Here is a 20601-nt window from a genome sequence, read left to right on the forward strand (position 1 = left end):
TGCAACAACGGCGAATGTCAGTATGCCGACTATGAGGCGCTTCATAGAAACCTCCTTGGATCAAGAACGCGGTCAGGCGAGAGTCAGATCGACCTCGATGTTCCCCCGCGTTGCCTTTGAATAGGGGCAGGTCTGATGCGCTTCGGCGATGAGCGATCGCGCAAGGTCCGCGTCGATGCCGGGGAGGCTGACGGCAAGCCGGGCTTGAAGAAAAAAGCCGCCTTCCGATTTGGCGAGATCGACTTCAGCATCGACTGCCGTTTCGGCCGGGAGCGACAACTTGTGCTTCGCCGCGGCTAGACCTAGTGCGCCGATAAAACAGGCTGACCAGCCGGCGGCGAAGAGCTGCTCGGGATTGGTTCCGGCTTTGCCGCTGCCCGGCGGCGAAAGCCTGACCTCCAGTTGGGCATCGTCGCTGCGGGCGAACCCTTCACGGCCACCGGTCGTGTGAGTCTTGCCGGTGTAGAGAACCTTTTTCTGTGTTGTCATCAGACACTCCGTTCGTTGCGTCGCACAATCGCGACATTTGACGACGTGTGTTGTGCCTGGGCGGCGTATCCGGGATGTTTGCGAAACCGCCGAAATTGTACCCGGATGTAGGCATCTCACTGGAAGGTAGCCAAGGAGGCCGCGCTGATCTCAAAGCAAGGCCACCGACGAAATTGGAGCACGCTCAGACGCTCACGGGTTGCCGCTGACGATTTCGCCTGAGTGGAGTCGCTCGGCACCCGCGGGTCGGCAATATGCTCGTGCCATTGCGTCCCCAGGCGTTACTCCGCTAGAAGGCCGGGATCACAACACCCCCCGCCTGTCGAAGCCATTCGCCCTGAGCAACGCCATCAGCATCGGGCCGAGCGAGAATTTCCCTTGCCGCGCTTTGCCGGTCAGATCGCGCAGATACCCGCCAGCAGAGTTGATATGCCCTGCCCTCTCCAGGATGCAGGCAACGGCGACCCCGGCGTTTTCCGGTCCCATGACCTCGCAGGCCTCCTGATAGGCCGAGGGGTAAACGCCAAGCATAGATCGTACCGTAACCGCAGCGATCATAAGGTCGCGCCAACTTCTCACCGCACCGTCAGGACCGTAGTTCATGATTTCCGGGCAGGCTTTCAGTACCATTCCCAGCGGAAAGGCCCTTTTTGCCTCGTGAGCCGGTTCACCGGCCTGGCCGTCTGACCGCTCATTCCGAGGGCAACGTTCAAGTTCAATAATAGATTCGGGTTTTGATTCCTGTTTGTGCCGCTCAGTTTGATCGGGATTGCCGCTCATCTCTTGGAGTTTTATGCGCGTTTGCAATTGGTTAGCCACCTGTTCGCGCAGCGTTTCGAACGCCTCTACCAAAGCGGTGAGATCAGCGATATCGGGCGTCCTCGGTATAGCCTGGACGAGGCTTCGGAAATCTTCCTGCAGCGACGTCCAGTCGCCGGGCAGTTCTTCGAGCACCACGTCTATCAACTTGGCGATGTCTCTGCGGCAGAGCGTCAGTCGCTCGCGTAGCCGCTGCAGCTCGATCCGAACAGCCTCGGCTTCGGCCGCGAGTCGCTCTATTTCGCCGGAGCGGGCCAAAAGCGGTGCGAGCGAAAAGCCGAATGCTGTGCCGATCGCTCCATCGCGAGTCTTGCGTGCATAGCGCTTGCCGTTCGGACTGTCCTTGCGAGCGACCAGGCCTGCATCGACGAGGGCGGCCAGATGCCTTCTGAGCGTAGCCTCGGCCATCCCATGAGCTCTCAGTGACAGCTGAACGTTCGAGGGAAAGACGACCAGACTGGTCTCTCCGCTTAGCGTGTTCTCCGGATAGAAGCTCAACAGCGCGTTCAGAACGGCCAGCGTCCGATCGCTGATGCCGAGCCGGCGTTTGGCCGCACAAAGCGAGCGAAACAGTTTCCACTTGTCGACCGACTTTCCAGGTTCGATGTCGCGGGAGATGAACTGGCCTGCCAACAAGGCAAGCGACATCGACCGCCGCCCAAAGGGCGTCGTCACACTTCCACTTTCCATTTCCTTCACCTTCGATTAGGCAAAAGAAAGCAGCTCACCAAAAACGGTGCCAAGGACTCTTGACTGTGATTCGTGGAAATGCGATTCTCGATCTTGCTACAAATCTGAGGAAGGCTTCCACGGCTTGTTCGTTGGGGGCCTTTTTCTTTTGCGGGTTAGTCTCCTTGTTTCGAATTCTGCTTTTGCATGAACTGGTCGTGCAGGCTTTCGATCTGACCTGCAATGAAATCGACAAAGCCTGAAGGCACAGACTTGTTGAATGTCAGCTTCGCAGCCGACTTGCCGTGTTGGATCTGGCCAAGCACGAGGCCATGAGAGATCAGATCGGTTGTGGAAGACGCTGCAGCCTTTACATCCGCCTTGGTAAGCGCTTCAAAAACCGCAGCGAAGCGTAGCTCGCTGGAAGAGGCTTGAATCTGGTCTTGCTCCAGAACCAACTGCGCCACCTTCGCGGGCTCCCGGTGAGCCGCCCAGCGCACTTCGAACTCGATCCACCTGCGCCGTCCGATTTCAGGAGCCGGACCAATCTGCATCAGGATCTCGCGCGGCAATGCTGCCGCTATCCGGATCATTTCGGAGATATGCGACCTGCCGGTGCTCAGGGACTTGCAGATCACGTCGCGGCGATAGCCGGCAGCCTCCTGCGATTGCGCAAAAAGGCATCGTTCGATGAAGGACAGGTCCTTGCGGTTGCTGTTCTCTTCCCCTTGGAGAACGATCGCATCTTCGTCGCTAAGTTCCCGGGCGATTGCCTTGAACTTGATGCCGAGGAGTTTGGCAGCGGCAAGCCGGCGCCGGCCAAATACGATCTGAAACGGCCTTGCGGCCCCTCGAACCGGGCGGACCAAGCCAGGAGTACTCTGTCCATGCTCGCGCATCGACTCGAGCAAATCCGCAATACCGGCTTCGCTGTAGCCGGAATCAAAGCGATCCCGGATGGCCGATTCCATGATCTCGTCTGGATCGATCTCGACGATCTGGCCACCATCCTTGAGAAGGCGTTCGGCAAGTTCGCTGCGTTCCTGCATCTGACGGACGCCGGCTGCAACTTTGAGAAGATGTGGCGATGTCGACCGCTGCATCCCGCCCTTCTCTGCAGAATTTTCCAGCTGTCCCAGGACATTGGCAAAAAGGCCCTTGGAATCCTTGCGGCTCATTCTCTCCCCCATGCCTTCCAGAAGAGGCCCTCGAGTTCAGCATTGGCAGCATTGATCGACTCGATGGCGCGGTCGTAGGTTTTCGGCGCCGAAAATCGGGACCTCTGAACCTCGTAAAGGCTCTGCTTCCACGTCAGAGCATCGGCCACCGCGGTCGACTTGATGACGGAGTTGAGGAGCAGATCCTCGCCGAACACCTGTCTCATCAGCGCGGACATATTCGCTTGCGGATGATCGTTCGGCTCGAACTTTGTGATCAGGAACTTGGCGAAGTCCCATTGAGCGGCGGTCCCCACCTCATTCAGGATCTGCATGTACGACCCGGCAAGCTCCAAAAACTTTGCGGTCGAGTCCACATCCAGCATATGTGCCGGAACCGGGATGATGACCCCAGTCGCGGCGGTCAGCGACGAAAGTGTCAGGAAGTTCAGCGACGGAGCCGAGTCCATAAGGACGAAGTCGTAGTCATCGGCGACCTGCTCCAGAGCTTGAGAAACGCGAAGCAAGAAACCGGTTCCTGCTGACCGCCGCATCTCGAGTGCGACGGCCGTCTCGAACTCGGTCAGTTCGAGGCCGGCACAGATGACGTCGAAACCAACGATGTGGGTCTTGTGGATGATGGATTTCGTCGGGACGGGATCGTCGAAACGAATGGCTGAGAAAAGTGTATCACCGCCACGGTAATCGAATTCCGGCAGGCTACCATGGAGCGCGGTGAGAGATGCTTGGGGGTCGAGATCGACCGCCAGCACGCGATAGCCCTTGAGTGCCAGATAGTGACCGAGATGGATTGTGGTAGAGGTCTTGCTGGAGCCGCCCTTGAAGTTGGTGACCGCAACGATCTGGCATTGCTCATCGCCTGTCCGGCGGGGATTCATCCATTTCTTCCGGCCGTTTGCCGCAAGAGCCATACGTAGTTCAAGAACCTGCTCGAGCGTGTAGAAGCGCCGGCCGTTGGCGATTTCGGGCTCAGGGCCCTGTTCCTTGGCGGCAACCTGGCGGATATAGGCCTCGGTTACGCCCAGCAGGGTGGCAACTTCGGTAGAGGTGAACTTGCGCATTGTGCGACGCGCGTTCGGGGGGAACTGCGCCATGCTCAAGTTGTTCAGTGCCATTTCGAGCTTACTGGAAAAATTCTCCATGAAAGCGAGGCTGCTTAGGTGTCGCGTCATCGAAAGAATCCCTGTGATCGTTTCCGTCACTTAAGCAGTGAAGTGGTTAACCGCTTGCTAATCGCCACGTAACTACTCGAAAACACGCAAATTCGAAAAATTTCCGCAACTAAGACGTACTCCGATTCGGCTATGGCCATCAATGCGCGCTGTGGATGACGCACGGAGCCGGTGGGAAGGCGCCAGTGCATGCCGGTCCTCGACCCTCCCCGCGTCTTTTTGGACGAAGATGTGCGCAGACGTCGCTGGGCCGAGACGCAATAGTGGTTCACTGCGGAAATGGTTGGCCGTTGCTTTGAATGGAGATCTGCCGAACTCTTCGCAGAGTTCCCCGCGGGGAACTCTCGAAGCGACGGACGCTGGCGCGCAGTACCGACTGCTCGCCAAGGCGAGACATATGTGCCGTATTGGGAACAGCTCGGCATCTCGGTGCTCGCCTGCGCTCCGGCCTGCCTCAATCTCGTGGGCCATGACCGAGCAACGACTGCATCGGATGATTCTCCGCCGGAAAGCCGGCGGCGTTCTGGCGCGAACAGGTTGCCGGAGATACACAATGCATAGGCCGCGCCTCGAGACTAGAGTAGCGGTGAAGGTTGCGTAGATTTCGCAATCGGCAGGACCTGTTCCCGTAATATGATTTCGTCCAGACGATTGCCTCAGACAAGAGTGAAGCCAAGCGTTCCCCGCGAGGAACTTGGCGGCGTGCCAACCGTAGCTCCGTTGATGCGATCATCTACGGCGGGTGTGAGATGCCGCTAGAGGACGAAATGTCGGGCCCGGTTGCTTCGGTGAAAGGCAAACTTCCTGTTGAGGCGGGAAAGTGCGGCCGCATTAAAGGACACGCTGGTTGCACGAGTGTCGGTATCCTTTGGACGGACTATCGTGTCGAGCGGCTGACGATGTCTTGCGATAGGAACTTCTTTTAAGCCGGTCGCCGCGGCACTACCGCCCTGCTCGACCGCCGCGGTGGAACTCGACGGTTCACTTGGCGTTCTCTCACGGTCTTGCCGAGGCTTCATTCGCCGTCGCGCAAAACGTCGTGCACGACTGTGTTCCCCGCGGGGAACACTACTCGCGGCCAGGTGGCGATCCAATAGACGGTGATCGACTTTGCCGCGGGTCTGACTTTCCCGGCGCTTCAGGTGCGGCCGAATGCCAAGCTTCAACTGTTCCCCGCGGGGAACTTTGGAGGAGATCTCGACAACGCCGCAAGACGAGAGTCACGCTCGGCGCCGATTGGCCCGGCAGCCGGCTTTTGCTGTAGAAGCCTTCCCGTGAAGGATTGCCTCTAATCGGCCCCCGAAGAACCCCATGCCTTTGCGAAGGACGCTGGTCGCTCGGACCGCTGACAGAGGAGGGCAGGGCGTCATGGGTGGTCAGGCCGCACGGCTGGGTGCGTGTATCCGTGGCGGCGAACCGGCGGTGAACCTACTTTGATCATTCCAATCGTAGCTTGTCTCTCAAGTCGCTCGGCGAGCTAGAGCAGGGCCAGACATATGCCTTCGGCTTTCGGCTTTCGGCTTTCGAGCTAAACAGCGAGACAGCGGCAGATCCGACTGCGGCGATGCGCAATGGTCGCGCTGACAGCTCCAAAAGCCGTGGCATTAGTGGCCGAGAAATTACAGTTTGCGGGAGCCGGCCGACTTAAGGTAAGGTTTGTGATGCTGGTCGGACGGGCATGACGAGTGTTTTCTGAGGCTGCTATAAGTTATTGAAGAAAAACACATTTTACGGCCTTATGGAAGCTATCGTGCTGATAACTTCCGCCACTCCTGAGCGCGGCAACCCACCACTCGGCTAGGACCGGAACTGGTCCCACGGTTCCAATGTTCCCCGCGGGGAACACTCTCCGAATTCCCCGCGGGGAACATTATTCGGCAACTGACGCGCAACACAGGCGCGTCCTCTCTCTGGATGCCCGCCTCCGCTCGCTGCGGCGGCTTTCTTTGACGATATCACTCCACCTTGACTTGCTGGTGTCGAGGCATAGACTCCATTGTTGCTGACACGAGATGGAGGCTGTTCCCATGAATGTAGACCTCTCACGGCGCAGCTTTTTGAAGCTGGCTGGAGCAGGGGCTGCGGCAACGTCACTCGGTGCGATGGGGTTTGGTGAGGCTGAGGCGGCGGTCGTCGCGCATGTCCGGCCTCACAAGCTGACGACGACCACCGAAACGCGCAACACCTGTCCCTACTGTTCCGTCGCCTGTGGCGTCATCATCTATTCGAAGGGCGACCTCCGCAAGGGTGAGGCTGCCGACATCATTCACATCGAAGGCGATGCGGATCATCCGACCAACCGCGGTACGCTCTGTCCCAAGGGGGCGGCGCTCAAGGACTTCGTGAAGTCCCCGACCCGTCTCCAGTATCCGATGCACCGCAAGCCGGGCTCGGATAAGTTCGAGCGTATCTCCTGGGAGGATGCTTTCGACCGCATCGCACGGTTGATGAAGGATGACCGCGACGCCAATTTCGTCGCGGCGAATGCCGCAGGCGTTCCGGTCAATCGCTGGACGACGGTCGGCATGCTCGCCGCGTCGGCGACCACCAATGAAACGGCTTGGGCGACCTTCAAATTCGCCAAGGCTCTGGGAATAGTCGGTTTCGATAATCAGGCGCGCGTCTGACACGGCCCTACGGTGTCCAGTTTGGGCCCAACATTTGGCCGTGGAGCGATGACCAACTCCTGGACCGACATCAAAAATACCGACCTCGTAGTCGTCATGGGCGGCAATGCGGCCGAAGCGCATCCCTGCGGCTTCAAATGGGTGACCGAGGCGAAGGCCACGCGGGGCGCGAAGCTGATCGTGGTCGATCCGCGCTATACCCGCACCGCGTCCGTATCCGACTATTACGCTCCCATCCGTCAGGGAACCGACATCGCCTTCCTCAACGGGGTGATGAAGTATTGCATCGACAACGACAAGGTGCAGTGGGACTATATGAAGGCGTTCACCAACGCCTCCTATCTCGTCAAGGACGGCTTCGGCTACCAGGACGGCCTCTTCACGGGCTACGACGCGGAAAAGCGCGACTATGACAAGTCGACGTGGGACTATGTCCTCGGCGACGACGGCTTCGTCGTGACTGACCCGGCGCTCCAGCACCCGCGTTGTGTCTGGAATCTGCTGAAGGCGCACCTCGCCCCCTATACGCCGGAAATGGTGGAACGGATCTGCGGCACGCCCAAGGACAAGTTCCTCAAGGTTGCCGAGATGATCTCGGAATGCTCGTCTCCGACAAAGACGATGACGTCGATGTATGCGCTCGGCTGGACCCAGCATTCCAGCGGTTCGCAAAACATCCGCGCCATGGCCATGCTGCAGCTCATCCTCGGCAATATCGGCGTGCGCGGCGGCGGCATGAACGCGCTTCGCGGCCACTCCAACATCCAGGGACTGACTGACCTCGGTCTAATGTCGCATCTGCTCACGGGGTATCTGACGATGCCGACGGAAAAGGACGTGGATTTCACGACCTATATGTCGACACGCCAGTTCAAACCATTGCGTCCAGGGCAGACAAGTTACTGGCAGAACTACAGGAAGTTCATGGTCTCCTTCCAGAAGGCCATGTGGGGGGATGCCGCCCGGATCGACAACGACTGGGCCTTCAATTACCTCTCCAAGCTCGACGTGCCGGCCTATGATGTGCTTCGCGTGTTCGAGCTGATGTATGCCGGCAAGGTCAATGGCTACATCTGCCAGGGCTTCAACCCACTTCTTGCCTTCCCGAACCGGGACAAGAACACCAAGGCGCTGTCGAACCTGAAGTGGCTCGTCACGATGGACCCGCTCGACACAGAGACCGCACGGTTCTGGGAAAACCATGGCGACTTCAACCCTGTCGATACCGCATCCATCCAGACCGAGGTGTTCCAGCTGCCCACGACCTGCTTTGCGGAGGAAGAGGGCTCGCTGACAAACTCGGGCCGATGGTTGCAGTGGCACTGGGCAGGTGGAACACCCCCCGGCGAAGCAAAGCACGACACTTACATCGTCGCCCAGATATTCCTCAGGATGAAGGAGATGTATCGCAACGAGGGTGGCGCGTTCCCCGATCCGATCCTGAACTTGTCATGGGACTATGCCGATCCGAACGAACCTACGCCGGAGGAGCTGGCGAAGGAAATCAACGGTCGGGCACTGACGGACCTCATGGATCCTGCCAACCCGATGAAGGTGCAGGTCGCGGCCGGCAAGCAGATCCTGAACTTCTCGCAACTCAGGGACGACGGTTCGACCATGTGCGGTTGCTGGATCTATTCCGGCAACTTCAACGAGCAGGGCAACAATATGGCCCGCCGCGACAACCACGATCCGGACGACACTGGCGCTTATCTCGGCTGGTCATTCGCCTGGCCGCTTAATCGCCGCACGCTCTACAATCGTGCTTCGGCCGATTTGCAGGGCAAGCCGTGGGATCCCTCACGTAAGCTGCTCGAGTGGGATGGCACGAAGTGGGCGGGCTACGATGTGCCCGATATTGCTCCTACGGCAAAGCCGGACGAAATCGGCCCGTTCATCATGAACCAGGAGGGGACTGCACGCCTGTTTTCACGCGGTTTGATGCGGGACGGGCCGTTCCCGGCCCATATGGAGCCTTTCGAATCACCCGTCGCCAACGTCTTCAATCCGAAGATGCGGGGCAACCCGGTCAGCCGCGTCTTTCAGACGGACGTGGCGCAGATGGGGCTGTCGGACGAGTTCCCTTACGCGGCTACTTCCTACCGGCTGACGGAACACTTCCACTACTGGACCAAGCATAACCGCGTGAATTCCGCGCTTCAGCCGGAATTCTTCGTCGAGATCTCCGAGGAACTGGCAGAGGAGAAGAATATCGAAAACGGCGGCTGGGTCCGGGTGTGGTCGAAGCGTGGTTCGGTCAAGGCGAAGGCGGTGGTGACCAAGCGCATCCGGCCGCTGATGTGCGACGGCAAGCCGGTCCATGTGGTGGGCATTCCGCTTCACTGGGGGTTCACCGGCTCGGCGAAAAAGGGCCTCGGCCCCAACTCGCTCGCGCCTTTCGTCGGTGACGCCAATATCGAAACGCCGGAATACAAAGCATTCCTGGTCAATATCGAATCATCGACGGCGCCCGAGGAGGCTAGAGTATGATGGACAGTCCTCGCACCGCCGTCAGCAATCCGCCGGTCCAGCCGATGGAAAGCAACCTTACCGAGCGGGATCTCGTACGCCGCTCGGCAACCACCGAGCTGCCGCCGCCCGAGCGGCAGCTCACGCCCGTCGCCAAGCTGATCGACGTCTCAAAGTGCATCGGCTGCAAGGCCTGCCAGTCTGCGTGCGTCGAGTGGAACGATACGCATCCGGGGATCGGCGAAAACGTCGGCTACTATACCAACCCCCATGACCTCACCGAGGACATGTTCACGCTCATGCGCTTTACCGAGTGGGTCAATCCCGAGACCGACAATCTCGAATGGCTCATCCGCAAGGACGGCTGCATGCACTGCGCCGATCCGGGGTGCCTGAAAGCCTGCCCGGCGCCGGGCGCAATCGTCCAGTATTCGAACGGCATCGTGGATTTCGTTCACGAGAACTGCATTGGCTGCGGCTATTGCATAAAGGGCTGTCCCTTCAACATTCCGCGCATCTCGAAAGTCGATCACCGCGCCTACAAATGCACCCTCTGTTCCGATCGGGTCGCCGTCGGCCAGGGACCGGCCTGTGCCAAGGCCTGTCCGACCCAGGCGATCGTGTTCGGCACGAAGGAGGATATGAAGAAGCATGCGGAACACCGCATCGCCGATCTCAAATCCCGCGGTTATACGAATGCAGGCCTTTACGATCCGCCGGGCGTAGGCGGCACGCATGTGATGTATGTGCTGCATCACAACGACAAGCCGCACATCTACTCCGATCTGCCCGACGATCCGAAGATTTCCGCCGTGGTCCAGGCATGGAAGGGTGTGACCAAATACACAGGTCTCGCCGCAATGGGTCTCGTGGCCGCCGGGGCAATTCTCCACGGCGTCTTCGGCCGGGCCAATCGTGTGCAGCCGGAAGACGAAGAGAGTGCGGAAAGGCTCGTCGATAGCGCCGGAGCCGCAGGGAGGACGCCTGATGACAAAGGCCAGCGATCTTGAACCGGAAGATGCCATCCATCGCGGACCGCCGGTCACAGTCGACCGCTATGGGCCGGGCAAGCGCGTTAATCATTGGATCACGGCCTCCAGCCTGATCCTGCTGGCGCTTTCCGGCCTTGCAATGTTCCACCCGTCCCTGTTTTTCCTGACCGGCCTGTTCGGTGGGGGGCAGAACACGCGCATGCTGCACCCGTGGATCGGCGTGGTGCTTTTCTTCAGTTTCTACATTTTCTTCTTCCAGCTCTGGAAGGCCAACCTCTTCACCAGAGCGGACATGGGCTGGTTCACGGGCATTCGCGACGTGATCGGCGGGCACGAGGACCGCTTGCCGGAAATGGGCAAGTACAATGCCGGCCAGAAGGTGATCTTCTGGGCAATGGCCTTGCTGATCGTCGCGTTGATCATAACCGGCGTCATCATCTGGGATCAGTACTTCTACAGCTATACGTCGATCGAGACGAAGCGCTTTGCGGTGCTCGCCCATGCCGTGGCGGCGGTGCTGATCATCTGCGTCTTCATCGTTCATGTCTATGCGGCCTTCTGGACCCGCGGGACGTTCCGCGCGATGACGAAGGGCTCGGTCACCGGTGGCTGGGCGTGGCGGCACCATCGCAAGTGGCTCAAGGAACTGGCTGGACGCGGCCGGATCGATCCTGCAGAATAACCGGAAACGAGCTGTGGCCGGTCGGCCCGCGAGGTGAAATGTCCGTATCCCCTGTACAGCCCGATCCATCGGTGATCGGCGGCGTTCCCAAGGCACCGTTTGTCCTGAAGCCGAATTTGGCACGCCTCTTCAACGATCGCGCCAGTCGCTTCGAGGCACTCGCCCAAGGCAGCCACCTCGCTCCCTATCTCAATTTCCTGGCGGGGATCACGCGAATCCAGAGCGAGCTCGTATCCGCATTGCCGCCGCCGGAGCCGGTCCCGGCCGATCGGGTTGAGCGTGCGCGTGCGAATGCCATGCCCCCCATCGATCGCGCAGCGATGGGGGGGTCGCCGGATTGCCGCGAAGTGTTGCAGCAATTTTTTGAGAAGGCTGAAGCCCTGGAGAAGCCGGCTGCCGCCGCAGAAGCGCTTGCACAGGTCCGGACGGCGGATGAGGAAATGCTGACCTGGATGATCGGCAACGTCATGGCTGACGACCTGCCCGTCGAGAGCCTCGCTCACCACCTTTACGTTGCTGCCGCAATGCAAATCCAGGCGGCGCGCCTCGCTGCCGGTCTCGACGGCAGCAGGCTCGTGCCGATCCGGGTAGGGGTCTGTCCCGCCTGCCGCGGCAGGCCGGTCGCATCCATGGTCATCGGCTTTCATGGTGCCGAGGGCGCGCGCTATGCCTCATGTTCCTGCTGCGCCACGATGTGGAATGAGGTTCGGGTCAAATGTCTCGCCTGCGGTTCCACGAAGGGCATCGGCTACCAGGCCGTCGAGACGGGAGACGAAGAGGCGACGGTCAAGGCGGAAGTCTGCGACACCTGCAACAGCTGGATGAAGATCCTCTACCAGAACAAGAACCCTTCGCTCGACGTCGTCGCCGATGATGTTGCGAGCCTCGGGCTCGACCTGTTGATGAAGGACACGGAATACAAGCGGGCGGGCTTTGACCCGTTCCTGATGGGCTATTGATCCAATGTCGGGACCTGTCGATCTTCGTGCCTTGCCCTCCGTCGACCAGATGCTGAACGCGGCGGCCGTGTCGCCGCTTGTGGAGCAGCATGGCCGCGCCGTGGTGACGGACGAACTGCGCAAAGTACTGGGCGAAGTCCGCCTTGCCGTGCGGAGCGGTGGGGCGCTGCCAGGCAAGGATGGCATTGTTGCCGCTCTGCTGAGCCGGCTCGATGACCGCAGCCGCTCGAACCTTCGCCCGCTGTTCAATCTGACGGGGACGGTGCTTCATACCAATCTCGGCCGGGCGCTGCTTGCGCAGGAGGCGGTCGATGCCGCCGTCGATGCAATGCGCGAAGCGGCCGCGCTTGAATTCGATCTCGATTCCGGTGGGCGCGGCGAACGCGACAGCCATTTGCGGGAACTGCTGTGCGAGCTGACGGGAGCGGAGGATGCCACCGTCGTCAACAACAATGCCGCGGCTGTCCTGATCGCTCTCAACTCGGTCGGTGCCGGGCGTCAGGCGATCGTTTCGCGGGGTGAATTGATCGAGATCGGCGGCGCTTTCCGCATGCCGGACATCATGGAGCGCGCCGGCGTCGATCTGGTCGAAGTGGGCACGACCAACCGCACCCACGCGAAGGACTACGTCAAGGCGATCGGGCCTGAGACGGCTTTGATCCTCAAGGTCCATACGTCGAATTACAGGATCGAGGGCTTCACCGCGGAGGTCCCGGGTGCCGAGCTTGCGGCAATCGCCCATGAAAGAGGTGTGGTGCTTCTCAACGATCTCGGTTCGGGCAGCCTGGTCGACCTGTCGCGTTATGGTCTCGGCAGGGAGCCGACGGTGCGAGAGGCAGTCGCCGAAGGAGCCGATCTGGTCACCTTTTCCGGCGACAAGCTGCTGGGCGGTCCGCAGGCGGGTTTCATCGTCGGGCGCAGGGACCTGATCGCCGAGATCAACCGCAATCCGCTGAAGCGGGCGCTGCGTGTCGACAAGATCCGTATCGCGGCGACGGCTGCTACCTTGAAGCTCTATCGCGATCCGGATCGGCTGGCTTCGCGCCTGCCGACACTTTTCATGCTGTCCCGCGTGCAAGCGGAAGTGCGGGCACAGGCGGAGCGGCTCGCGCCGCAGGTCGGCGCGATGCTGGCGCCGAGCGGTTACGCTGTCGAGGTCTGCAGCTGTTCGAGCCAGATAGGCTCCGGGGCGCTTCCCGTAGACACGATCCCGAGCGCCGGCCTGAGGATCGTTGGGTCGAGCGGGAGCGCACTCGAAGCGCTCGCAGCTCTGTTCCGGTCTCTGTCCCGCCCGATCCTGGGGCGCCTGCGGGATGGTGCGCTGGTTCTGGACCTGCGCTGTCTGTCCGATGAGGCGGAATTCCTCAAAACCCTGTCCGAGGGTAGCGGCAATGCGGTGGCTTGAACGCCTTCGAGGCAATAAGCCCCAGACGGCGCCTGTGGCCGATCCGATGGCCGAGGCCCTGGCACGCGCCCAAGCCGGCGACTACGGGTCGGCGCTGCGCATCTGGGAGCCTCTGGCGCGTGCCGGCGTCGCGCGGGCGCAGAACAATATCGGCGCCTGCTTCGCAGAAGGGCTCGGGGTGCCGGAGAATCGAGAACTGGCGTGCAAATGGCTGCGCCTGGCGGCCGAAGCCGGGGATCCCGTCGGGCAACGCAACTATGCCGCCCTGCACATGCAAGGGCTCGCCGGCACCGATGCCGACTACGGCATCGCAGCCGAATATTATCGACGCGCCGCTGAAAAGGGCGACGCGCCGGCCCAGGACATGTTGAGCTGGCTGCTGCTGGAAGGCGAGATCATGACGGCCGACCCGCTCGAGGCGCGACGCTGGGCGGAATGTGCCGCCGAGGCCGGCATCGCGTCCTCGATGACGCGGCTCGGCATGCTCCACCACAACGCACTCGGTGTCGAACGCGATGCGCAAAAGGCCGTCTACTGGTGGCTGAAGGCTGCAGAGAGGGGCGACGCAGACGCCCAGGCCATGCTGGGAGCGGCCTGCCATATGGGGGCGGGCACGATACGCAATGGTGTGACTGCCTTGGTCTGGCTGATCCGGGCGACGGAAGGCGGCAGCACCCTGGCAAAGCCCTTCATGGGACCGGTTCGTGACAGCCTTTCGCCGGCGGAGATCCAGGAAGCGGAACGTCGGGCGCAAGAGCCGCTTTCAAGGCGGGCGCCATGATCGTCGGCACGGCCGGGCATATCGATCATGGCAAGACGACGCTCGTCAAGGCACTGACCGGTGTCGACACCGATCGCCTCAAGGAAGAAAAGGCGCGCGGCATCACCATCGATCTCGGCTTTGCCTATGCCCGGTTTGCAAAGGACGCAGTTACCGGATTTGTCGACGTCCCCGGTCACGAGCGCTTCATTCATACCATGCTCGCCGGCGCGGGCGGCATCGACTATGCCATGCCGGTCGTTGCGGCAGACGATGGCATCAAACCCCAGACGCTCGAACATCTCGCGATCCTCGATCTGCTCGGCGTCAGCCGCGGACTGGTCGCGATCACAAAAGCAGACCTTGCCGATCCTGACCGCCTCGAGAGCCTGACGGATGAAATAGGAGCGGTGCTTTCGTCGACGAGCCTCCGCGATGCGGAGATACTTCCCGTCTCTGCGGCGGCGGGGCAGGGGATTGAATTGTTGAAGGCACGCCTGGCGGCTGCCGAGCGTGCGACCGTGGCATCGACTGCCGGTGGCCGTTTCCGGCTCGCCGTCGATCGAAGCTTCACGCTCTCGGGCGCCGGAACCGTGGTCACTGGAACCGTGCTTTCAGGGTCCGTCGGCGTGGGCGACCAGGTGACGGTCTCGCCAGCGGGTCGCGCTGCGCGCGTACGTTCCATACATGCTCAGAACCAGAGGGCCGAGCGCGGCTTTGCCGGGCAACGCTGTGCACTCAACCTTGCGGGCGAGGGGATCTCGAAGAACGCAATCACCCGAGGCGACATGGTGGTCGATCCCCATCTGCACGCGCCGAGCGACAGGCTCGACGCGGATCTTTCTGTGCTTGAAAGTGAGACGAAGCCGATCGGGGAATGGTTTTCGGCCCGCTTTCACCACGCGAGCGCCGAGACCGGTGTTCGTATCGTGCCGCTCGAGGGACCGCTGTTGCCGGGCGAGCGGCGGCGGGTTCAACTCGTGCTCGACCGTCCGATCGCGGCTGCTGTCGGCGACCGGTTCATACTGCGCGACGTTTCAGCCCGGCGCACGATCGGTGGAGGACGGCTCCTGGATCTGCGGGCGCCCCTGCGCAAGCGGCGCTCTCCCCAGCGGCTGAGCTTCTTGAAAGCCGCATCTCTGTCCCATGCTGGCGAAGCGCTTGCGGCATTGCTGGATGTTCCGCCATTTCTTGTCGATCTTGACGTCTTTGCACGCGACCGGGCCCTGTCCGAGCCGGAACTGCAGAACGCGCTCATGTTTGCCTCGGCCGAACTCATCGAGGGCCTGGCGGTGCGCCATGCGCTGTCGAAGCGCCAGCGAGTCGCATTTTCCGACGAGGTCCAGCGCGTATTGAGCGCCTTTCATGTGGAGAACCCCGATCTGCAGGGGATCGGTCGCGAGCGCCTTCGGCTGCAGGTCACGCCACGACTTCCTCCGCCGGCCTTTCTGGTTGCGCTTAGGACCGAACAGACGGGCGGGCGCCTGGTGCTCGAAGGCGCCTTCGTCCGATTGCCGGGTCACGAGGTCCGGTTGAGCGAGAAGGAGGAGGAGCTCTATGCACGAATCCTTCCGCATCTGGAAGGCGAGGAGAGATTCCGTCCGCCTCGAGTCCGCGATTTCGCCGAATCGCTGGGCGTAGACGAGCGAGAGATACGCCGCATCCTCAAACTTTGTGCACGGCTCGGCCGCGTCGACCAGATTCGGCATGACCATTTCTTCACCCGTCAGACGACAGCGGAAATGGTCGCAATCATCAGGCAAGTCGCGGCCAATGCCGAGCGGGGTGAATTTTCCGCAGGTCTCTTCCGCGACCGTGTCAACAACGGTAGAAAGGTGGCGATCGAGATCCTGGAATTCTTCGATCGTCAGGGAGTGACGCTCCGGCATGGCGACGTGCGCCGGGTTAACCCGCACAGGCTCGATCTTTACGAAGGGCCCGTTCCTGAGGCAGATGAGGGAAGAGACTCGTCCCCGGTGGGGCGTCCGGACTTCAAATTCTATCGCGCCGGCTCTTGAACATCCCTTTCAATACTTAGAAGGTCTGATCCGTAAAGGCATGTGCGAGGTTGCGTCCCTGCCAGAAGAAATTGGAAGGAGCGAGGGTTCATCAAGGCGAGCTCGCACGTGGCCGGCACGGCCGCCCAGATGAAATCTAAGGAAGGCGGGGCATATGGCAATGCGCAACTTAAGCGCCCATCGACCGAAGTCCCCGGTGCTTTGATGGCTATCTCGAATAGAAAGCATCGCGCAGCCATTGTACCGCCGAGTAGTTGGCCGCCGCGGATGACGGCAGAAATGGAGGCGGGCTGCGTCAGCGAAAAGCACGTCGAGGACTTCCTCGAGCCCGTAGGAACCGCCTATCCGGAGCCATGCGTATTGGAAAGCGCCACGCGGAAATTCTGGTATCGGGAGGACCTGGACCGAGTAATGAATCTCGGAGTGGATGCTGTACCGCGCTTGGGAGAGAAATTCCGAGCGAAGATGGCGGAGAAAACAGCCGCTCGAAACGCTCCGCATGGGGCCGGCGTCAGAAGACCATGAGCCTCACGACCGCATTCATTGCCGAACTGATCAGAGCCGCGAACGAGGTCGAAAGACTTACGCCCTATGAGATCAGCCGGCTGCTGGATCGTTCGGTTGACACGATCCGTGATATGCGCAGGCAGGCTAGCATTGCTGCCAGCCACCGCGCCCGAGACGTTGTGATTGATCTCCAGTTGGCCTCGTCACGCGCCCGTGACCTATCTCCCGCGGAGACCAGAGACGTCATGCTGGACGCGGCCGACATAATCAGAACGCTGAAGATTGAGTTGGATGGAAAGGAATGAGCGGTGCGGCGGTTCTACGAAGGGGTGGAGCGAAATGTGGTTTCCAATCGGTCCTAACAACGACACGATAAAGCGCGGAACGCTTCGTGAATTGGAAACCGCGAGTTGCGCATTCTTGGGCTGTTCTACAACTTGCAAACCGGGCTACGATCGTTCCGGGCATCGTCGTGCTTATGAAAATTGTAGCTCGCTTGGAAGACCTTGGATTGCATACCGCGCCAGCGACGACCCGGGAGGCCGTCTGTACCTGCCAGCCTTGCCCAACTGACACTCTAGCTTCGCCGCCAGGCCCGGTCGGGAGTCTTCACCCGCCAGGAACAACTTAGTTACGAGCAATTCGGCCGTTTCAAAAGATCGAGGATCGTCAACGAGAAGTTTGGCGTTATAGCCGGCTTCGCCCAAAACTGACCTGATGAATTGCAGGTCCGAAGGTGACATGATGGATACGTTGGAAGACATTGCGTGCTCCTTCAAAGGGGGCCAAGGCTTTTAGCCCTTAAGCAGCAGCGCCCGTGACATTTCTACTGAAGGTTGGACCTTGCGCCTTCGGCTTACGGTTGGCAACGCCCTCTAGGTTGTCACAAGATCTAGCCCATCCCGAAAAGAGGGGGCCATCCTCTCGCGGCCTTCTCCCCTTAAAGGACGCATGCTTGCAATTTCCGTCATCGGTCCAGGCCCGATACTCGACTTTTGCGACGAGCACCGGCTCCACGAAGACGGCGCCTATCCGCCTCAGGGCCAACGCTGGCGTTTTCGTCACCATTCCTTCGAGCAGGTTACGCAGCTCGCGCGACAGTTGGTTCGACCAGCCGGTAATCAGCCGCCGACATAAACCAGAGCTCCGCCCTTCCGGCGGCGAGCACAAGCCGACCGAGATGGCCTGCACAGTCGACGGCTCGAAGCCGATCACCACAAAGCTATTTCGACTTTTGCAGGCGATCTTTCGCCACCACTCGCCCCGGCCGGAACGATGGGCCTTCTCGACATGCTTGGCGATCATGCCTTCGAGGCCGTGCGCGCACGCGGCACGGAGGAAATCTTCGCCCCCGCATCGCCTTCCTCAGAACACCGAACCGCCGCTTCCTGTCTGGCGATGATCGGTTGCAGCAGTCTCCGGCGCTCCCGCAGCGGCAGCCGGCGAACGTCGCGTCGTTGAGATAGAGCAGGTCGAAGGCATAGCAGACGATGGCGCCCGCTTCGAGGATAGACGGCAGATGGCCCAAGGCTCGCTGGAGCATGCTTTTCATCGAGCACGACAGCCTCTCCGTCGATTATGGCCGTCTGCACGGCGAGCCGTCGCGCGTCGTCAGCAATCGACGGGAGCCTGTCGGTCCAGTCGTAGCCGCCGCGCGTGAGAATTCTCACCTAGCCGGGCTCGATGTGCACGGCCAGCCGGTAGCCGGCCCACTTCACCTCGTAGGCCCAGTCCTGCCCGGTCGGCGGCTTATCGACGAGCGTCGCAAGGCAGGGATAGACACGCGCCGGCATGGGATCAGACGGCTCTGAGGATGGCTTCTTTGAAGGTGCTTTGGCCATGAAGCCAATAACGCACGAGATGTTGATCGGATCACTGCTTATCAGCCGTGCCGTGAATTTTCGCGACTCGCAATCGCCATTCTTCGGTCTACAATGCTCGTTGCACTGCCGAATTTACCCGGGGCGCCCTGCGGAGTTTCCGCAATTACGCCCCCAGAGAGGAGATCGGCCAATGACCTCTCAGTTCCATGCAATCGATCCTAGGATTCTCACTCCGAGCGATATCAAATTGCTGCAGAGCCTGTTCGACGAGGAGATCAAAGCCAGAAGAATGACCTATGATTGCCCTGAGGCGACCGTTCTGGCAGCTAGGCTAATAGAGCTTTGTCAAAGGGGCGTCAGGAACAAGGACAGCTTGCGCGAAATGCTCAGAGCGGCGGCCTAGAGAGCCAGGAATTGTCCATTTGCGCCAGAACTGACTGGGAATAATCTGTGCTAGCTCCGGGGCTGCGGATCAGGCGCCACACTGAGGAGCACGGGTGCGTTGAGCAGCTGGGATACGGCCGTCACCAGTTGTGCGAGAGCGAAGGGCTTTTCGAGCAAGATGCTGTTCGCGACACCCCTTGAGGGCCACTCGAGAGCGCCATGTCCGGTGACGTAGACGACCGGCATATCAGGATCAATCTCACGGGCAACACGTGCGACGCTCCAACCGTCGGGAAGTCCAAAAAACCGAATATCGGTTACCACCCCTGCTATTTCGGAGTCTGCGGACCTCAAAACCTCTATCGCCTTCCCTCCGCTGGCTACCGCCACAACGACGAACCCCGCCTCGGCAAGGGCAGCCTCGTAATCCAAAAGGAGCAGCGCTTCATCATCGGCAAGCAATATTGTCGCCGGTTTCATGTCCGCCTCCTCGCACGATGATGTTTGCTCCGAACGCGCAGATCAGAGCCCGGTTCCGTCTTTTGTTTATAGGAAGAGGTATTTTGTGCGGTGAGCGATGGCGGACTTACCGTTGCCAGATGATGTTGAGTGAGAAATGCGGAGGCAGCCCCGCAAAGCGAGTGGCCGAGAGTTCAGATTGCAGAGAGACATCGCGGCGGGTGTGTAGGAACAAACAGAGCTGCAGCGGGCCGACCAGCTGCAGCTCCAATTACACGCCCGACATGTGCTTGCCGGACCTTAGACCAGCTCATCAACGACAAAGGTCTTAGGCAAGCCGCCGAGCGTAGACAAGATTGGAGCTGTCACTTTCGAGTGGCGACCCAGTGGACCCACCCGCGGATGCGCTTCCACGACTTGCGCCACACCCATGCAACGCAGTTGCTGGCCGGCGGCGTCCATCCAAAGATCGCGAGTGAGCGTCTTTCACATTCGAAGATCGGCATTACGCTCGACCTGTACTCGCATGTGATGCCCGGGATACAGGCCCATGCCGCAGCGCAGATTGACGACATGATCAGTCGTGCTGTAGTGGACAGGAGTGATGGCAAAGGGTAGCAAAGCGGCAGCAATCGCTCGCGTTTGCAAAGATTGTCTCCGGTGAAATGGCAACAAATTCGACGCCTGGAAGAGAATCATGCCCGGTGGCATGTCCGGACTTCAAATCCGGGTGGGGCAGCGAGGCTGTCTTGGGTGGGTTCGACTCCCATTCTCTTCCGCCATCAGGAGACCCTTCGTGACCGCCGAAACGCATGGGACCGATTTTGACGACTGGGTGGTCTCGATTTACAGGGACGTCGGCTCGTTCACCATGCTGTTCGTGCTGCTCCGGATCAACGACACCAGTGTCGATCTGCTGCGCTCAGCCTATCTTCACGTTGTCGGGGACGAATTGCGCTGGCCGGACATGGTGCGGCTTTTCCGCGGCGCCGGCGTCGACTGGTCGGGCGCCGTCTTCTACCGGGCTGGCCGCGAAGGCCTAGTGGAGGACGGGGAGGCGAAGTCGAGGCTCGCTTCGCTGGTTTTCAAACTCAACGAGGATCGTTCCCTGATCAGGGAGGGGGATTTGTTCAACGCCGATGGATTGCGGCTAACGATCGAGGAGATCAAGCCGCAGTGATCGATCTTC

General features: G+C 60.5%; 18 protein-coding genes, 1 tRNA gene and 1 pseudogene. 13 read left to right on the forward strand and 7 right to left on the reverse strand.

All coding sequences use genetic code 11. From position 1 onward, the window contains the following. Window positions 1-72: 72 nt before the first annotated feature. The 4 genes from PZL22_RS28150 to repA all read right to left on the reverse strand — a co-directional run bounded on the left by PZL22_RS28150 (window position 73) and on the right by repA (window position 4327). A complete protein-coding gene (locus PZL22_RS28150) occupies window positions 73-489 on the reverse strand; it encodes an organic hydroperoxide resistance protein (protein ID WP_013845168.1) in 417 nt (138 codons plus the stop codon). A 303-nt stretch (window positions 490-792) separates the two neighbouring features. Then, window positions 793-1998, reverse strand: coding sequence for a plasmid replication protein RepC (gene repC / locus PZL22_RS28155; RefSeq protein WP_127701287.1), 1206 nt, complete (start codon window positions 1996-1998; stop codon window positions 793-795). 155 nt (window positions 1999-2153) lie between these two features. Then, entirely contained in the window at window positions 2154-3155 is a 1002-nt protein-coding gene (repB, locus tag PZL22_RS28160; RefSeq protein WP_013845166.1) for a plasmid partitioning protein RepB, read from the reverse strand. Beyond that, window positions 3152-4327: a plasmid partitioning protein RepA gene (gene repA, locus PZL22_RS28165; protein WP_013845165.1), complete on the reverse strand. Its 1176-nt coding sequence runs from the start codon at window positions 4325-4327 to the stop codon at window positions 3152-3154. The genes repB and repA overlap by 4 nt, the downstream gene beginning before the upstream one ends. Window positions 4328-6354: 2027 nt before the next feature. Here repA and fdnG point away from each other — a divergent pair. The 9 genes from fdnG to PZL22_RS28205 all read left to right on the forward strand — a co-directional run bounded on the left by fdnG (window position 6355) and on the right by PZL22_RS28205 (window position 17051). Continuing rightward, a complete protein-coding gene (gene fdnG, locus PZL22_RS28170) occupies window positions 6355-9444 on the forward strand; it encodes a formate dehydrogenase-N subunit alpha (protein ID WP_164826862.1) in 3090 nt (1029 codons plus the stop codon). Beyond that, a complete protein-coding gene (gene fdxH / locus PZL22_RS28175; RefSeq protein WP_013845162.1) occupies window positions 9441-10433 on the forward strand; it encodes a formate dehydrogenase subunit beta in 993 nt (330 codons plus the stop codon). The genes fdnG and fdxH overlap by 4 nt, the downstream gene beginning before the upstream one ends. Then, complete coding sequence (locus tag PZL22_RS28180; protein WP_010967002.1) at window positions 10411-11097, forward strand: formate dehydrogenase subunit gamma; 687 nt, start codon at window positions 10411-10413, stop codon at window positions 11095-11097. The genes fdxH and PZL22_RS28180 overlap by 23 nt, the downstream gene beginning before the upstream one ends. A gap of 38 nt (window positions 11098-11135) precedes the next feature. Then, complete coding sequence (gene fdhE, locus PZL22_RS28185) at window positions 11136-12056, forward strand: formate dehydrogenase accessory protein FdhE (protein ID WP_284718724.1); 921 nt, start codon at window positions 11136-11138, stop codon at window positions 12054-12056. A 4-nt stretch (window positions 12057-12060) separates the two neighbouring features. Further along, window positions 12061-13461 carry an L-seryl-tRNA(Sec) selenium transferase gene (gene selA / locus PZL22_RS28190; RefSeq protein ID WP_127641184.1) on the forward strand — a complete coding sequence of 467 codons (1401 nt, stop codon included), beginning with the start codon at window positions 12061-12063 and terminating at the stop codon, window positions 13459-13461. Further along, window positions 13448-14242: a tetratricopeptide repeat protein gene (locus PZL22_RS28195; RefSeq protein WP_013845161.1), complete on the forward strand. Its 795-nt coding sequence runs from the start codon at window positions 13448-13450 to the stop codon at window positions 14240-14242. Before selA ends, PZL22_RS28195 begins: the two co-directional genes overlap by 14 nt. Continuing rightward, entirely contained in the window at window positions 14239-16239 is a 2001-nt protein-coding gene (gene selB / locus PZL22_RS28200) for a selenocysteine-specific translation elongation factor (protein WP_127701286.1), read from the forward strand. The genes PZL22_RS28195 and selB overlap by 4 nt, the downstream gene beginning before the upstream one ends. A 279-nt stretch (window positions 16240-16518) precedes the next feature. Beyond that, window positions 16519-16764 carry a hypothetical protein gene (locus PZL22_RS31495; protein ID WP_324280234.1) on the forward strand — a complete coding sequence of 82 codons (246 nt, stop codon included), beginning with the start codon at window positions 16519-16521 and terminating at the stop codon, window positions 16762-16764. Then, on the forward strand, window positions 16761-17051 hold the full coding sequence (locus tag PZL22_RS28205; RefSeq protein WP_003525394.1) for a hypothetical protein: 291 nt from the start codon (window positions 16761-16763) through the stop codon (window positions 17049-17051). The genes PZL22_RS31495 and PZL22_RS28205 overlap by 4 nt, the downstream gene beginning before the upstream one ends. Before the next feature lie 171 nt (window positions 17052-17222). Here PZL22_RS28205 and PZL22_RS28210 read toward each other — a convergent pair whose 3' ends face one another. Together PZL22_RS28210 and ligD are read right to left on the reverse strand one after the other, a co-directional pair. Continuing rightward, window positions 17223-17510, reverse strand: coding sequence for a hypothetical protein (locus tag PZL22_RS28210; protein WP_003525393.1), 288 nt, complete (start codon window positions 17508-17510; stop codon window positions 17223-17225). Window positions 17511-17547: 37 nt separating this feature from the next. Continuing rightward, window positions 17548-18587 (reverse strand): annotated as a pseudogene (gene ligD / locus PZL22_RS31700) (non-homologous end-joining DNA ligase). Between the two features lie 172 nt (window positions 18588-18759). Here ligD and PZL22_RS28225 point away from each other — a divergent pair. Continuing rightward, window positions 18760-18972, forward strand: a complete 213-nt coding sequence (locus tag PZL22_RS28225; RefSeq protein ID WP_013845158.1) for a hypothetical protein — start codon at window positions 18760-18762, stop codon at window positions 18970-18972. Between the two features lie 50 nt (window positions 18973-19022). Here the strand turns inward: PZL22_RS28225 and PZL22_RS28230 are convergent, their stop codons facing one another. Next, entirely contained in the window at window positions 19023-19433 is a 411-nt protein-coding gene (locus PZL22_RS28230; protein ID WP_127641183.1) for a response regulator, read from the reverse strand. Window positions 19434-19814: 381 nt separating this feature from the next. On the opposite strand from PZL22_RS28230, the gene PZL22_RS28235 reads away from it, so the two are divergent. The 3 genes from PZL22_RS28235 (at window position 19815) to PZL22_RS28245 (ending at window position 20592) form a co-directional block, all read left to right on the forward strand. After that, window positions 19815-20030, forward strand: coding sequence for a tyrosine-type recombinase/integrase (locus tag PZL22_RS28235; RefSeq protein ID WP_014990364.1), 216 nt, complete (start codon window positions 19815-19817; stop codon window positions 20028-20030). Between the two features lie 68 nt (window positions 20031-20098). Continuing rightward, window positions 20099-20194 (forward strand) — tRNA-Sec (locus PZL22_RS28240). Between the two features lie 14 nt (window positions 20195-20208). Further along, complete coding sequence (locus PZL22_RS28245) at window positions 20209-20592, forward strand: hypothetical protein (RefSeq protein ID WP_014532129.1); 384 nt, start codon at window positions 20209-20211, stop codon at window positions 20590-20592. The last annotated feature ends 9 nt before the right edge of the window (window positions 20593-20601 follow it).

Origin of the sequence: Ensifer meliloti (assembly GCF_030064585.1) — a bacterium.
Lineage (GTDB): Bacteria > Pseudomonadota > Alphaproteobacteria > Rhizobiales > Rhizobiaceae > Sinorhizobium > Sinorhizobium meliloti.

Bases quoted from the DNA above. Each gene is read 5' to 3' on its own strand.
- PZL22_RS28195 (WP_013845161.1), top strand. From the start codon at position 13,448: ATGCGGTGGCTTGAACGCCTTCGAGGCAATAAGCCCCAGACGGCGCCT.
- PZL22_RS28225 (WP_013845158.1), top strand. From the start codon at position 18,760: ATGACCTCTCAGTTCCATGCAATCGATCCTAGGATTCTCACTCCGAGC.
- repA (WP_013845165.1), bottom strand. From the start codon at position 4,327: ATGACGCGACACCTAAGCAGCCTCGCTTTCATGGAGAATTTTTCCAGT.
- PZL22_RS28150 (WP_013845168.1), bottom strand. From the start codon at position 489: ATGACAACACAGAAAAAGGTTCTCTACACCGGCAAGACTCACACGACC.
- PZL22_RS28205 (WP_003525394.1), top strand. From the start codon at position 16,761: ATGAGCCTCACGACCGCATTCATTGCCGAACTGATCAGAGCCGCGAAC.
- PZL22_RS28235 (WP_014990364.1), top strand. From the start codon at position 19,815: ATGCGCTTCCACGACTTGCGCCACACCCATGCAACGCAGTTGCTGGCC.
- PZL22_RS28180 (WP_010967002.1), top strand. From the start codon at position 10,411: ATGACAAAGGCCAGCGATCTTGAACCGGAAGATGCCATCCATCGCGGA.
- selA (WP_127641184.1), top strand. From the start codon at position 12,061: ATGTCGGGACCTGTCGATCTTCGTGCCTTGCCCTCCGTCGACCAGATG.
- PZL22_RS28210 (WP_003525393.1), bottom strand. From the start codon at position 17,510: ATGTCTTCCAACGTATCCATCATGTCACCTTCGGACCTGCAATTCATC.
- repC (WP_127701287.1), bottom strand. From the start codon at position 1,998: ATGGAAAGTGGAAGTGTGACGACGCCCTTTGGGCGGCGGTCGATGTCG.
- fdhE (WP_284718724.1), top strand. From the start codon at position 11,136: ATGTCCGTATCCCCTGTACAGCCCGATCCATCGGTGATCGGCGGCGTT.
- repB (WP_013845166.1), bottom strand. From the start codon at position 3,155: ATGAGCCGCAAGGATTCCAAGGGCCTTTTTGCCAATGTCCTGGGACAG.
- PZL22_RS31495 (WP_324280234.1), top strand. From the start codon at position 16,519: ATGGAGGCGGGCTGCGTCAGCGAAAAGCACGTCGAGGACTTCCTCGAG.
- PZL22_RS28230 (WP_127641183.1), bottom strand. From the start codon at position 19,433: ATGAAACCGGCGACAATATTGCTTGCCGATGATGAAGCGCTGCTCCTT.
- fdxH (WP_013845162.1), top strand. From the start codon at position 9,441: ATGATGGACAGTCCTCGCACCGCCGTCAGCAATCCGCCGGTCCAGCCG.
- selB (WP_127701286.1), top strand. From the start codon at position 14,239: ATGATCGTCGGCACGGCCGGGCATATCGATCATGGCAAGACGACGCTC.